The 12211-nt window shown below is 53.8% G+C and carries 17 protein-coding genes; 11 read left to right on the top strand and 6 right to left on the bottom strand.

Annotated elements, in window-relative coordinates; translation table 11 throughout:
• Nucleotides 1-6 precede the first annotated feature (6 nt).
• From QZH36_RS18875 to QZH36_RS18855, 5 genes are all read left to right on the top strand, one after another.
• Nucleotides 7-996 (top strand): DNA-directed RNA polymerase subunit alpha, encoded by a 990-nt coding sequence (locus QZH36_RS18875; protein ID WP_002919219.1) that lies wholly within the window; start codon nt 7-9, stop codon nt 994-996.
• 40 nt (nt 997-1036) lie between these two features.
• Entirely contained in the window at nt 1037-1420 is a 384-nt protein-coding gene (gene rplQ / locus QZH36_RS18870) for a 50S ribosomal protein L17 (RefSeq protein ID WP_120458461.1), read from the top strand.
• A gap of 116 nt (nt 1421-1536) precedes the next feature.
• Nucleotides 1537-1920: a DnaJ family domain-containing protein gene (locus QZH36_RS18865; protein WP_253457745.1), complete on the top strand. Its 384-nt coding sequence runs from the start codon at nt 1537-1539 to the stop codon at nt 1918-1920.
• Entirely contained in the window at nt 1908-2330 is a 423-nt protein-coding gene (gene zntR / locus QZH36_RS18860) for a Zn(2+)-responsive transcriptional regulator (protein ID WP_253457748.1), read from the top strand. Before QZH36_RS18865 ends, zntR begins: the two co-directional genes overlap by 13 nt.
• Before the next feature lie 54 nt (nt 2331-2384).
• Nucleotides 2385-2690, top strand: a complete 306-nt coding sequence (locus QZH36_RS18855; RefSeq protein ID WP_301730884.1) for an alternative ribosome-rescue factor A — start codon at nt 2385-2387, stop codon at nt 2688-2690.
• On the opposite strand, the gene mscL is transcribed toward QZH36_RS18855, so the two are convergent.
• The 5 genes from mscL to def all read right to left on the bottom strand — a co-directional run bounded on the left by mscL (nt 2623) and on the right by def (nt 7416).
• A complete protein-coding gene (mscL, locus tag QZH36_RS18850) occupies nt 2623-3033 on the bottom strand; it encodes a large-conductance mechanosensitive channel protein MscL (protein ID WP_125290976.1) in 411 nt (136 codons plus the stop codon). The two genes, QZH36_RS18855 and mscL, sit on opposite strands and share 68 nt — an antisense overlap.
• A gap of 140 nt (nt 3034-3173) precedes the next feature.
• The gene (gene trkA / locus QZH36_RS18845) at nt 3174-4550 is read right to left on the bottom strand and encodes a Trk system potassium transporter TrkA (protein ID WP_301253468.1); all 1377 of its coding nucleotides are present in this window, start codon (nt 4548-4550) and stop codon (nt 3174-3176) included.
• Between the two features lie 54 nt (nt 4551-4604).
• Nucleotides 4605-5894 carry a 16S rRNA (cytosine(967)-C(5))-methyltransferase RsmB gene (gene rsmB, locus QZH36_RS18840; RefSeq protein WP_301730883.1) on the bottom strand — a complete coding sequence of 430 codons (1290 nt, stop codon included), beginning with the start codon at nt 5892-5894 and terminating at the stop codon, nt 4605-4607.
• A gap of 43 nt (nt 5895-5937) precedes the next feature.
• Nucleotides 5938-6882: a methionyl-tRNA formyltransferase gene (gene fmt, locus QZH36_RS18835; protein ID WP_301730882.1), complete on the bottom strand. Its 945-nt coding sequence runs from the start codon at nt 6880-6882 to the stop codon at nt 5938-5940.
• Between the two features lie 24 nt (nt 6883-6906).
• Nucleotides 6907-7416 (bottom strand): peptide deformylase, encoded by a 510-nt coding sequence (gene def / locus QZH36_RS18830; RefSeq protein ID WP_125290972.1) that lies wholly within the window; start codon nt 7414-7416, stop codon nt 6907-6909.
• A gap of 119 nt (nt 7417-7535) precedes the next feature.
• Here def and dprA point away from each other — a divergent pair, with 119 nt between their 5' ends.
• Genes dprA through QZH36_RS18800 form a run of 6 tightly spaced genes read left to right on the top strand, consistent with a single transcriptional unit; the run spans nt 7536 to nt 11320 of the window.
• The gene (gene dprA / locus QZH36_RS18825) at nt 7536-8660 is read left to right on the top strand and encodes a DNA-protecting protein DprA (protein ID WP_301730881.1); all 1125 of its coding nucleotides are present in this window, start codon (nt 7536-7538) and stop codon (nt 8658-8660) included.
• Nucleotides 8632-9105: a DUF494 family protein Smg gene (smg, locus tag QZH36_RS18820; RefSeq protein ID WP_125290971.1), complete on the top strand. Its 474-nt coding sequence runs from the start codon at nt 8632-8634 to the stop codon at nt 9103-9105. Before dprA ends, smg begins: the two co-directional genes overlap by 29 nt.
• A gap of 25 nt (nt 9106-9130) precedes the next feature.
• The gene (locus QZH36_RS18815; protein WP_253457762.1) at nt 9131-9688 is read left to right on the top strand and encodes a DNA topoisomerase family protein; all 558 of its coding nucleotides are present in this window, start codon (nt 9131-9133) and stop codon (nt 9686-9688) included.
• The gene (gene tsaC / locus QZH36_RS18810) at nt 9678-10250 is read left to right on the top strand and encodes an L-threonylcarbamoyladenylate synthase type 1 TsaC (RefSeq protein ID WP_394150428.1); all 573 of its coding nucleotides are present in this window, start codon (nt 9678-9680) and stop codon (nt 10248-10250) included. The genes QZH36_RS18815 and tsaC overlap by 11 nt, the downstream gene beginning before the upstream one ends.
• A gap of 3 nt (nt 10251-10253) precedes the next feature.
• Nucleotides 10254-11072 carry a shikimate dehydrogenase gene (aroE, locus tag QZH36_RS18805; RefSeq protein WP_301253473.1) on the top strand — a complete coding sequence of 273 codons (819 nt, stop codon included), beginning with the start codon at nt 10254-10256 and terminating at the stop codon, nt 11070-11072.
• Nucleotides 11069-11320, top strand: coding sequence for a DUF1488 family protein (locus tag QZH36_RS18800; RefSeq protein ID WP_301730880.1), 252 nt, complete (start codon nt 11069-11071; stop codon nt 11318-11320). Before aroE ends, QZH36_RS18800 begins: the two co-directional genes overlap by 4 nt.
• Here the strand turns inward: QZH36_RS18800 and QZH36_RS18795 are convergent.
• The gene (locus QZH36_RS18795; protein WP_253457770.1) at nt 11296-11850 is read right to left on the bottom strand and encodes a gamma carbonic anhydrase family protein; all 555 of its coding nucleotides are present in this window, start codon (nt 11848-11850) and stop codon (nt 11296-11298) included. The genes QZH36_RS18800 and QZH36_RS18795 overlap by 25 nt on opposite strands.
• Between the last annotated feature and the right edge of the window lie 361 nt (nt 11851-12211).

Below are 12211 nucleotides of genomic sequence, written 5' to 3'. Positions count from 1 at the left end.
GACACAATGCAGGGTTCTGTGACAGAGTTTCTAAAACCGCGCCTGGTAGATATCGAGCAAGTGAGTTCGACGCACGCCAAGGTGACCCTTGAGCCTTTAGAGCGTGGCTTTGGCCATACTCTTGGTAACGCACTGCGCCGTATTCTGCTTTCATCAATGCCGGGTTGCGCGGTGACCGAGGTTGAAATTGATGGTGTACTACATGAGTACAGCACCAAAGAGGGCGTACAGGAAGATATCCTGGAAATCCTGCTCAACCTGAAAGGGCTGGCGGTAAGAGTTCAGGGGAAAGATGAAGTTATTCTTACTCTGAATAAATCTGGCATTGGCCCTGTGACTGCAGCCGATATCACCCATGATGGTGATGTCGAAATCGTCAAGCCGCAGCACGTGATCTGCCACCTGACTGATGAGAACGCGGCTATCAGCATGCGTATCAAAGTTCAGCGCGGTCGTGGTTATGTGCCGGCTTCTGCCCGAATTCATTCGGAAGAAGATGAGCGCCCGATCGGTCGTCTGTTGGTCGACGCCTGCTACAGCCCTGTAGAGCGTATTGCCTACAATGTTGAAGCAGCGCGTGTAGAACAGCGTACTGACCTGGACAAGCTGGTCATCGAAATGGAAACCAACGGCACTATCGATCCTGAAGAAGCGATCCGCCGTGCGGCAACCATTCTGGCTGAACAACTGGAAGCTTTCGTTGACTTACGTGATGTACGTCAGCCGGAAGTGAAAGAAGAGAAACCAGAATTCGATCCGATCCTGCTGCGCCCTGTTGACGATCTGGAATTGACTGTCCGCTCTGCTAACTGCCTTAAGGCAGAAGCTATCCACTACATCGGTGATCTGGTACAGCGTACCGAGGTTGAGCTGCTTAAAACGCCTAACCTTGGTAAAAAATCTCTTACCGAGATTAAAGACGTGCTGGCTTCTCGTGGTCTGTCTCTGGGCATGCGCCTGGAAAACTGGCCGCCCGCTAGCATCGCTGATGAATAACCCGATCACAGGTTAAGGTTTCACTGAGAAGGATAAGGTCATGCGCCATCGTAAGAGTGGTCGTCAACTGAACCGCAACAGCAGCCATCGCCAGGCTATGTTCCGCAACATGGCAGGCTCTTTGGTTCGTCATGAAATCATCAAGACGACCCTGCCAAAAGCGAAAGAGCTGCGTCGTGTAGTTGAGCCGCTGATTACTCTTGCCAAGACCGACAGCGTAGCTAATCGTCGTCTGGCATTCGCCCGCACTCGTGATAACGAGATCGTGGCAAAACTGTTTAACGAGCTGGGCCCGCGTTTCGCGAGCCGTGCCGGTGGATACACTCGTATTCTGAAGTGTGGCTTCCGCGCTGGTGACAACGCTCCGATGGCTTACATCGAGCTGGTTGATCGTCCAGAAGCTCAAGCAGAAGCAGCAGAGTAATATCTGCCGCAATCTGGAAAAACCGGGCGTATGCCCGGTTTTTTTATATCTGAAATTTCCCCTCCCTTTTACAACGCGCTATCCTGTTTGTTCTTTCCCCCGTCCACGAGGTCATGATGTGGTTATTTGACCAGCTGGTAGAACAGCACATTGCTGAAGCCCAAAAAAAGGGTGAATTCGATAATCTGCCCGGCAGCGGTAAAAAGCTGGCGCTGGATGACGACAGTCACGTGCCGCCCGAACTGCGCGCGGCGTATCGCCTGATGAAGAATTCCGGTTTTCTCCCGCCCGAGCTGGAAATGCGTCGCGAAGCGGTGGAGCTCAACGAACTGCTTGCCGGTATCGAACCCACGGATGAGCGCTATGCTCAACATGCTAAACACCTCGCGCTTTTAGAAAGCAAGCTCAGGCAGGCAGGGATGAGTACCGACTTCCTCAGGAGCGAGTATGGCGGGCAATTACAGCAGCGGCTTTTTGGAGAAAAGGCATGTATAAAATAGGTCAGCTGGCGAAACTGGCGGACGTAACGCCCGATACGATCCGCTATTATGAAAAGCAGCAAATGATGGATCATGAGATCCGCACGGAAGGCGGTTTCCGGCTCTATAGCCAGAACGATCTTCAGCGGCTGCGGTTTATTCGTTATGGCAGACAGCTGGGCTTTAGCCTGGAAGCCATTCGTGAACTGCTTTCAATCCGCATCGATCCTGAACACCATACCTGTCAGGAGTCGAAAACTATTGTGCAAACGAGACTGCAGGAAGTCGAAAGCATGATCGCTGAACTGCAACATATGCAGCGTTCACTGACCAGGCTGAATGATGCCTGCTGCGGGACGGCTCACAGCAGCGTTTACTGCTCCATACTGGAAGCGTTAGAAAAAGGCGCGCTGGCCCCGACGGCGGATTGATCTTTTGCCGTTTGAGTTCTATATTCATTGCCGATTCAACCATAAGGAAGGTATATGACTAAATATCAGCACAAGAAAGGCACCATTCGCGATAACGCGCTGGAGGCTTTACTACACGATCCGCTGTTCAAAACGCGTATCGAAGCGAATAAAAAAGGCAAAGGCAGCTATCGGCGTAAGGACAAGCACGTAGCCCGGGAGGCCAGTGGTAAAGCAGACTTTACCACTGGCCTTCTGCTTTCAGGCCATAAAAAAACCGCCCTGGAAGGCGGTTCTTTTTTTACTGGTGCTGTCAGATCTGACCGTTTTTCTGCTTCAGCAAATCACGGATTTCAGTCAGCAGCGTTTCTTCCGCGCTGATTTTAGGCGCAGGCTTTTCAACTTCTTTCTTCTTGTGCAGCTTGTTCATCAGCTTAATAGCCAGGAAGATAGCGAAAGCCACGATGATAAAATCAAAAACGTTCTGTAGGAAGATACCGTACTGCATCACAACCGCAGGCGCATCGCCGACGGCAGGTTTCAGTACCCAGCCAAACTGTTTAAAGTCTATTCCACCAATCAATAATCCCAGCGGCGGCATAATAATGTTCGCCACTAAAGAAGAAACGATCTTACCGAATGCGGCACCAATAATTACACCGACCGCCAGATCGACAACGTTGCCGCGCATAGCGAAATCGCGAAACTCTTTGAATAAACTCATTGTTATCTCCTTTCCTGTGCCAGTGAGTAAGTCTAACAAACGAACCGGCTTTTGCCATGTTAACGGCGGAGAAAAACAAGACGGGTGAAAAGAGCAGCGCTAAGGGGTAACACGGCGCCAGTCCCTGGCAGCGCGAAGCGTTATAAAAAGAACGGGCTGGGCTGGAACAGTCTTTCCACGTCTGGCACAAATTTCTTGTCGGTCAGGAACATGATCACATGATCGCCTTGTTCGATCCGCAGATTGTCGTTAGCGATCATTACATCATCGCCGCGCACAACCGCGCCAATAATAGTCCCCGGCGGCAGCTTGATATCGTCAATCGATCTGCCGACAACGCGCGAGGTGGTTTCGTCCCCATGCGCGATCGCCTCGATCGCTTCGGCCACGCCACGGCGCAGCGAGGAGACGCCGACAATATCGGCCTTACGCACGTGGCCCAGCAGCGCAGAAATCGTCGCCTGCTGCGGCGAGATGGCGATATCGATCACGCTGCCCTGCACCAGATCGACGTAGGCTTTTCGCTGGATCAGCACCATCACTTTCTTCGCGCCCATCTTCTTCGCCAGCATTGCCGACATGATATTAGCTTCGTCGTCATTGGTAATGGCAATAAAAAGATCGATCTGATCGATATGCTCTTCGGCCAGCAGTTCCTGATCCGACGCATCGCCGTAAAAGACGATGGTGTTTTGCAGCAGCTCGGCCAGCTCGGCGGCGCGCTGCTGATTACGTTCAATCAGTTTTACGCTGTAATTTTTTTCCAGCCGCTGTGCCAGACCCGATCCAATATTACCGCCGCCAACAATCATAATGCGCTTATAGGGCTTTTCCAGACGCTGGTATTCGCTCATTACGGCACGGATATGCTGGCTTGCGGCGATAAAAAAGACCTCGTCGCCTGCTTCCACAATCGTTGAACCCTGCGGACGGATAGGGCGGTCCTGACGGAAGATAGCGGCGACGCGCGTATCAATGTGCGGCATATGCTCACGCATGATCGCCAGAGGATTACCGACCAGCGGCCCGCCATAATAGGCTTTTACTACCGCCAGGCTGACCTTGCCTTCGGCGAAATTGACCACCTGTAGCGCGCCCGGATACTCGATTAGCCGGTAAATATTGTCGATAACCAGCTGTTCTGGCGAGATCAAATGATCAATCGGCACGGCTTCCGGGATAAAGAGCCGCTCGGCATCGCGCAGATAGTCCGGCGCGCGGATACGGGCGATACGGTTTGGCGTATTAAAAAGAGAGTAGGCTACCTGACAGGCAACCATATTGGTTTCGTCCGAGCTGGTTACCGCTACCAGCATATCGGCATCTTCCGCGCCCGCTTCACGCAGCACCCGTGGATGGGAACCGTGGCCCTGCACAACGCGTAAATCGTATTTATCCTGTAACTGACGCAGGCGACCGGAATCCGTATCCACCACGGTAATATCGTTGTTTTCACCTACCAGGTTTTCGGCAAGCGTGCCGCCGACCTGACCGGCGCCAAGAATAATGATTTTCATTGTGCTTCAGTCTGTTCAGGAAAATGGATTAGGCCGGACGTGCCGGCCGCTACGTTATTTTTTTACCAGCTTCGCATAATAAAACCCGTCACCGCCCTGAGCATCAGGAAAAACCTGAATCCCTGGCTGCTTTTCGTCACCGGTATCACTCAGCGTAGCATCAGTATGACGCGCTAAGAATGCCGCAACCTGCAGATGGTTTTCTTCCGGCAGAACCGAACAGGTAGCATAGAGCAAAGTCCCGCCGGGCTTCAGATGTGGCCAGACAGCATCCAGAATTTGCTGCTGAATAGCCGCCAGTTCGGGAATATCGCGGTCGCGACGCAGCCATTTAATATCCGGATGACGACGAATAACGCCGGTTGCCGAGCATGGCGCATCCAATAAAATGCGATCGAACTGCCTGTCGCCGCACCATTGTTCAGGCGCTGTCCCATCGCCGACTTTCACTTCGGCAGTCATATTCAGCCGCTGCAAATTTTCGCTGACCCTGGCCAGCCGCTTTGCATCGATATCTACGGCCAGCACGCTGGCTTCAGGCGCGACTTCCAGAATATGCGTGGTTTTACCGCCCGGCGCGGCGCAGAGATCCAGAATCGTTTCGCCGTTTTGCGGATCGAGCAAGGCGACACAGCCTTGGGCAGAGGCATCCTGTACCGTTACCCAGCCCAGATCGAATCCGGGTAGCTGCGAGACCGGGCAGGGAGCTTCAAGCCGTAGAGCATCCTTGTGCACCGGATGCGGCTCGGCATTTTTACCGGCTTCCTGCAGCAGCGTCAGCCACTCTTCACGGCTGTGATGCTGTCGATTAACGCGCAGCCACATTGGCGGGCGCTGGTTGTTAGCGTCCACGATTTGCGGCCACTGCTCGGGCCAGGCGTTTCTGAGCCTTGCCAGCAGCCATTTCGGATGCAGGTACTGCTGATCGCCTTCGGCCATCGCCGTCGTCAGTTCCTCCTGCTTGCGCTGGAACTGGCGCAGTACGCCGTTGATCAGCCCCTTCAACTGCTGCCGTTTGAGTGCGACCGCGCCTTCCACCGTCTCCGCCAGCGCGGCGTGAGCAGGGATACGGGTAAACATCAGCTGGTAAAGACCCACCATAATCAGGAAATGAACGGCGCGTTGCTTTCCGGTAAGCGGGCGCTCCATCAGCTGACTGATAACCCACTCCAGCTGCGGCAGCGTACGCAACACGCCATAGCAAAGCTCCTGTAGCAGCGCGGCGTCTTTTTCCGCCAGCAATTTTTGCGCGACAGGCAGCACGGTGCTTAATGACTCGCCACGCTCGACTACTTTCTCAATAGTCTCGGCAGCCACGCTGCGCAGATTGGTATTTTTTTTCATAGGATCGCTTTAAATATCGCCCGACACGAGGTCGGGCGAGGAGTCAGGCAAGGATGTTGCCAGGATTAAACCATTCACGGCGGGAGTTCAGCAGGTCCTGCGCCTTCATGGCTTTTTTACCGGCAGGCTGTAGCTCTTCGATATTGAGAACGCCATCGGCCGTCGCAATCTGGATGCCGTTTTTGTCCGCCTGCACAATTTCGCCAGGCTGTTTTGCCACGTGCGGCAATACCGAGGCTTTCCACACTTTGACCGGCTGGTCGTCAATAGTGAAATAGCTGACCGGCCAGGGATTAAAAGCGCGAATGCAGCGTTCCAGCTGGGCGGCGGATAGCGTCCAGTCCAGCTTCGCTTCTTCTTTACTGAGCTTTTCCGCATAGCTAACCAGCGCTTCATCCTGTACTTTCGGCTGCGCGCTGCCGCTGGCAAGCTGCTCAAGCGTGGTCAACATGCCCTGCGGGCCAAGTTCGGCCAGCTTCTGATAGAGGCTGGCGCTGGTATCGTCCGCTTCAATCGGGCAGGCCAGCTTGTGCAGCATATCGCCGGTATCCAGGCCTACATCCATCTGCATGATGGTCACGCCGGTTTCCGCATCGCCAGCCCAGAGCGAACGCTGGATAGGCGCCGCGCCGCGCCATTTTGGCAGCAGCGAACCGTGTACGTTAATACAGCCCAAGCGCGGCATAGCCAGCACGGCGGCCGGCAGGATCAGGCCATAAGCCACCACGACCATAACGTCAGCATGCAGATCGGCAACCAGCTGCTGGTTTTCTTCGGGACGCAGGGATTTTGGCTGAAACACGGGAATGCCATGCTGCTCAGCCAGCTGTTTAACCGGGCTGGCCGTCAGCTTGTTGCCGCGGCCCGCCGGACGGTCGGGCTGGGTAAAAACGCCTACTACTTTGTGGCTGGACGACAGCAGCGCATCAAGATGACGCGCTGCAAAGTCAGGCGTGCCGGCAAAGATAATGTTTAAAGAGTCGGACACGGGGTTCCCTTCTTCAGATGTTCATCAGTCCTGAGCTGTCTGGCGATAGAGTTTCTCCAGCTTTTTACGAATACGATCGCGCTTCAGCGGCGACAGGTAATCGATAAACAGCTTGCCGACCAGATGATCCATTTCGTGCTGAATACAGATAGCCAGCAGGCCGTCCGCTTCCAGCTCATAGCTTTTGCCTTCACGATCCAGCGCGCGGATTTTCACTTTTTCGGCGCGCGGCACCAGCGCCCGCTGTTCCGGAATAGAGAGGCAGCCTTCTTCAATACCGGTATCGCCGCTTTTTTCCAGCAGCTCCGGGTTGATCAGCACCAGACGCTCGTCGCGGTTTTCTGAAACGTCGATAACGATAATGCGCTGATGAATATCGACCTGCGTCGCCGCCAGGCCAATACCTTCTTCGGCATACATGGTGTCGAACATATCATCAACGATACGCTGAATATCGGCGTTTACTTCCGCCACGGGCTTAGCGACGATGCGAAGACGATCGTCGGGATAATGTAATACCTGCAAAACGGACATAACTTTCCAGATTTGTGTTCAAGGAATAAGAGATTTATCCCTCTTATTGTAGACATTTCGCCTCATGATTGACAGCATTCCCGCTACGTTAACCAAAGCCCAGGGCAGGGATGGCACCGATGACGGCAACGGAGATTTGGCTGCGTCTGTCAGCCGTAAAGCAATTGTCCGCGCTACAGCGTGAAGCGATCGTCGCCAGGCTGCAATGCAAGACGGCGCTGGATAAAAATACGCTTCTTGAAGCGGGCCTGCGGGCTGAGCAAGCCGAGGCTTTTCTGGCTTATGACCGAACGGTCATCAACAGCACGCTCGCCTGGCTGGAACAGGATAACCACTACTTTATTGCCTGCGACAGCCCTGCGTATCCTCCTTTACTGAAAAACATCCACGATTTCCCCGCCGCCCTTTTTGTTCAGGGCGATCCGGCGCTGCTGACCACGCCGCAGATAGCGGTTATCGGCAGCCGCAGCTGCTCCGCCTACGGCAGAAACTGGGGAACCTTCTTTACACAAACGCTGGCGCTCAGCGGCATTACCATTACCAGTGGGCTCGCGCTGGGCATCGATAGCGTTGCCCACAGGGCCGCATTAGAGGTAAAGGGAAAAACGCTGGCGGTATTAGGGGGCGGGCTGATGAAAATCTATCCTCGTCAGCATCTTTCGTTGGCGAAAGCGATTGTTGCCGGGGGCGGCGCGCTGGTTTCTGAATTCCCGCTTGCCGCTGCGCCGTTCGCCTGGCATTTTCCCTGGCGTAACAGAATTATCAGCGGCTTGAGCCTGGGCGTGCTGGTGGTGGAAGCGGCCCTGAAAAGCGGCTCGCTGGTAACCGCCAGGCTGGCTTTAGAGCAAAATCGTGATGTTTATGCGTTGCCTGGCGCAATCGGCAATCCCGGTAGTGAAGGCACGCACTGGCTTATTCAGCAGGGCGCGCTGTTGACCGCGCATCCCAATACTATCCTTGAACAGTTACAAAGCGATTTGAAATGGTTACCCCTGGCGAAAAACTCAACAATATATTCTGCTGTGGAAGACAATAGTTCATTGCCATTTCCCGAGGTGTTGGCTAACGTAGGAGATGAGGTTACACCTGTTGACGTCGTCGCTGAACGTGCCTGCCAGCCTGTGCCAGTTATCGTAGCTAAGCTGCTTGAGCTGGAGTTAGCAGGGTGGATCGCAGCTGTACCCGGCGGCTATGTCCGATTGAGGAGGGCAAGCCATGTTCGACGTACTGATGTATTTATTTGAAACGTATATTCATAGCGAAGCAGAGATGCGCGTCGATCAGGATAAATTGACGGACGATTTGACCGACGCCGGTTTTCATCGTGAAGATATTTATAATGCGTTGAACTGGTTAGAAAAGCTGGCGGATTATCAGGATGGCCTGACGGCGCCTTTTTTGCTGGCGGCCGATCCGCTTTCCATGAGGATTTATACCGAAGAAGAGAGCCAGCGGTTGGATGCCAACTGCCGGGGATTCATTCTGTTCCTGGAACAAATTCAGGTGCTGAATCTGGAAACCCGGGAAATGGTTATTGAGCGTATTATGGCGCTGGACACGCTTGAGTTCGATCTGGAAGATCTCAAATGGGTGGTGCTGATGGTATTGTTTAACATCCCCGGATGTGAAAACGCCTACCAACAGATGGAAGAACTTCTTTTTGACGTCAATGAAGGAATAGTGCACTGAAGAACGTCTTCGTGTCGTAAATGCTATGAATAAAACAGCGCTTTTCGCTGTGCGAAAAAATGAGCCTTGCCCACAGTGCGGGGCGGAACTGGTCATTCGTTCAGGAAAGCACGGCGCTTTTCTGGGATGCTCAGCGTATCCCGAATGCGACTATATCCGCCCCCTTAAAAACCAGGCCGACGGCCATATTGTTAAAATCCTTGAAGGCCAGTTTTGCCCGGTTTGCCAGGCGGAGCTGGCTTTACGTCAGGGACGCTACGGCATGTTCATCGGCTGTAGCCGCTATCCCGACTGCACGCATACGGAACTCATCGATAAGCCCGACGAAACCACGCTTGCCTGTCCACAGTGCGAGAAGGGAAAGCTGGTGCAGCGGCGTTCACGCTACGGCAAGACGTTTCATGCCTGCGATCGTTATCCGGACTGCCAGTTTGCAGTTAATTTTACACCGGTAGAGGGAGAGTGTGAGTTTTGCCATTTCCCTCTATTAATTGAGAAAAAGACCGCGCGCGGCGTCAGGCGCTTTTGTGCCAGCAAAGCCTGCGGCAAGCCCGTTACAGCAGGAAACAGCATTGAAGAATAACTACCCGGCAGGCTCGCTGGATGCCTGCCTTGCGCACTTACGACAGGATGCCGTCATCGCTTATCCCACCGAAGCGGTATTTGGTCTGGGATGTAACCCGGACAGCGAAACAGCCGTCATGGCGCTACTGGCGTTAAAACAGCGTCAGGTCGAAAAAGGATTAATCCTGATTGCGGCGGATTATCAACAGTTGCAGCCCTACCTTGATGAAACACAGCTGACGGCAGAACAGAAAGAAAAGATGTTCTCGTTCTGGCCTGGCCCGGTGACCTGGGTAGTGCCGGCGCGCAACACTACGCCTCGCTGGCTGACAGGGCGGTTTGATTCGCTGGCGGTGCGGGTCAGCGACCATCCCGATGTTCGTCAGCTATGCGAGGCTTTCGGCAAGCCGCTGGTGTCCACCAGTGCCAACCTTACCGGCCTGCCGCCTTGCCGCCACGCTGCGGAAGTTCATCAGCAGTTTGGTAAAGATTTCCCCGTTTTGCAGTCTGAGACAGGCGGACGGAACAATCCTTCTGAAATTCGCGATGCTTTAACCGGCGAACTGATTCGACAGGGATAAACAATGCGAAATTTTGCGGTATTCGGTAATCCGATTAATCACAGCAAGTCGCCACGGATCCATCAGCTTTTTGCAGAGCAGACCGGTATCCCTCATCCCTACGGTCGTATTTGCGCGCCGGTGGATGAATTCGATCGTTCAGTAGCGGACTTTATTGCTCAGGGCGGCGCGGGCGCTAACGTGACGCTGCCTTTTAAAGAGCAGGCTTACCGGCTGGTGGATGAACTGACCGAGCGGGCTTCGCTGGCGGGCGCGGTCAATACTATAAAGAAGCTGGACGACGGGCGGCTGCTGGGCGACAACACCGATGGGATTGGTCTGCTGACCGATTTAGAAAGACTGTCGTTGATCAAGCCTGGCGACCGGGTACTGCTGGTGGGCGCGGGCGGCGCTGCTCGCGGTGTGATCCTGCCTCTGCTGTCTTTGCGCTGTGATCTGACTATTACTAACCGCACGCTGGCGAAGGCGCAGACATTAGCTGAGCTTTTTCGGCAGGCTGGCGAAATCACTGCCGAACCGATGGACAGCCTGGAGGCAAGGCAGTTTGATCTTATTATCAATGCCACTTCCAGCGGCGTTGGCGGAGAAATACCGGCTATACCGGCATCGCTAATCGGCCCGCAAACCCGCTGCTACGATATGTTTTATCAGCCTGGCGCAACGCCGTTTCTGCACTGGTGCCGGGAGCGGGGCGCAACGCATAGGGCGGACGGGCTTGGAATGCTGGTAGGGCAGGCGGCCTGGTCATTCTTTTTATGGCACGATGTGTTTCCTGATGTCGCGCCCGTGATTGCTACTTTGCAGGCGGAACTTCAGGGATGAACCAGGCGATCCTGTTTCCCGATCGTGAATGGTGGGATGAGTCGGCGAACGCCATCTGCTTTCCCGCTTTGGTCAACGGCTTTCAGATCCTTTGCGCCATTGACGGCGAATCGCTGATCCGCCGCTTTGGTAAAGATAAAGAAGTAATAGAAAGCTTCCGCCAACATCGTTGGGATCTGGAGGAGGAAGCAGAAGCGGCGATCAAGGCGGAAAAGGAAGACACTCAGGGCTGGATCTGGCTTTCCTGAGCCAGATAGTCATCTTTCCATTTCACATAGTTGTTAGATGAATAAAGCAGGCCGCTGATTTCAGCTTCAGTAAGCGGCCGAATCTGTTTTACCGGGCTGCCTAAATAAAGAAAGCCGCTGGCCAGCCGTTTACCCGGCGGTACCAGGCTACCTGCACCAATTATGACGTCGTCTTCTACTATTACGCCATCCAGCAGTATCGAGCCCATGCCAACCAGTACACGATTACCAATGCTGCAACCATGGAGCATGGCCTTATGGCCAACCGTAACATCTTCCCCGACCATCAGCGGAAAGCCTTCCGGGTTAGCAGAAGACCTGTGGGTAACATGCAGTACGCTGCCATCCTGAATATTACTGCGTTTACCGATAACAACGCGATTTACATCCCCTCGGATGGCAACCAACGGCCAGATACTGACGTCATCATTTAACTGCACCTCACCAACCACCACGCTTGAAGCATCGACCATGACGCGTTCGCCGCATTGGGGATACGTATCTTTATAAGGACGTAAATTTCCGGACATAACTGCCTCTCATTTATAAAAGGATCCATGAAGCCTGGCATCCCAGGCTAATAACGATCAATAACTTCACTAAAATCAGCGCTATTTTTGTGCAAATTGTCCGTTATCACAACGATAAGCGTGAAAAATCAGCGGTCGAAAAGAAAGATCAAAAAAAGGGTTGTGCTATCCGAACGGATCCCTATAATGCGCAACCACTGAGACGGCACAACGGCTTACAGCCAGCGGCTCAGGAGGTTCAGGAAGCTGAATCGCCGGAGAAAACTTCTGAAAAAGAGGTTGACTCTGAAGGAGGAAAGCGTAATATACGCCACCTCGCGGCAGGAAGCGAAAGCACTGGCCGCAACGCTCTTTAACAATT

The organism is Erwinia wuhanensis, from assembly GCF_030484085.1.
GTDB lineage: Bacteria > Pseudomonadota > Gammaproteobacteria > Enterobacterales > Enterobacteriaceae > Erwinia > Erwinia aeris.
Note: the sequence above shows the minus strand (reverse complement) of the source record. Positions and strands in the feature narration are given on the sequence as shown.

Excerpts from the sequence above, each read along its gene's own strand:
- QZH36_RS18875 (WP_002919219.1), top strand. The coding sequence starts at position 7 with ATGCAGGGTTCTGTGACAGAGTTTCTAAAACCGCGCCTGGTAGATATC.
- dprA (WP_301730881.1), top strand. The coding sequence starts at position 7,536 with ATGACGGCAACGGAGATTTGGCTGCGTCTGTCAGCCGTAAAGCAATTG.
- QZH36_RS18795 (WP_253457770.1), bottom strand. The coding sequence starts at position 11,850 with ATGTCCGGAAATTTACGTCCTTATAAAGATACGTATCCCCAATGCGGC.
- rplQ (WP_120458461.1), top strand. The coding sequence starts at position 1,037 with ATGCGCCATCGTAAGAGTGGTCGTCAACTGAACCGCAACAGCAGCCAT.
- rsmB (WP_301730883.1), bottom strand. The coding sequence starts at position 5,894 with ATGAAAAAAAATACCAATCTGCGCAGCGTGGCTGCCGAGACTATTGAG.
- aroE (WP_301253473.1), top strand. The coding sequence starts at position 10,254 with ATGCGAAATTTTGCGGTATTCGGTAATCCGATTAATCACAGCAAGTCG.
- QZH36_RS18855 (WP_301730884.1), top strand. The coding sequence starts at position 2,385 with ATGACTAAATATCAGCACAAGAAAGGCACCATTCGCGATAACGCGCTG.
- zntR (WP_253457748.1), top strand. The coding sequence starts at position 1,908 with ATGTATAAAATAGGTCAGCTGGCGAAACTGGCGGACGTAACGCCCGAT.
- trkA (WP_301253468.1), bottom strand. The coding sequence starts at position 4,550 with ATGAAAATCATTATTCTTGGCGCCGGTCAGGTCGGCGGCACGCTTGCC.
- QZH36_RS18815 (WP_253457762.1), top strand. The coding sequence starts at position 9,131 with ATGAATAAAACAGCGCTTTTCGCTGTGCGAAAAAATGAGCCTTGCCCA.
- QZH36_RS18800 (WP_301730880.1), top strand. The coding sequence starts at position 11,069 with ATGAACCAGGCGATCCTGTTTCCCGATCGTGAATGGTGGGATGAGTCG.
- def (WP_125290972.1), bottom strand. The coding sequence starts at position 7,416 with ATGTCCGTTTTGCAGGTATTACATTATCCCGACGATCGTCTTCGCATC.
- QZH36_RS18865 (WP_253457745.1), top strand. The coding sequence starts at position 1,537 with ATGTGGTTATTTGACCAGCTGGTAGAACAGCACATTGCTGAAGCCCAA.
- smg (WP_125290971.1), top strand. The coding sequence starts at position 8,632 with ATGTTCGACGTACTGATGTATTTATTTGAAACGTATATTCATAGCGAA.
- mscL (WP_125290976.1), bottom strand. The coding sequence starts at position 3,033 with ATGAGTTTATTCAAAGAGTTTCGCGATTTCGCTATGCGCGGCAACGTT.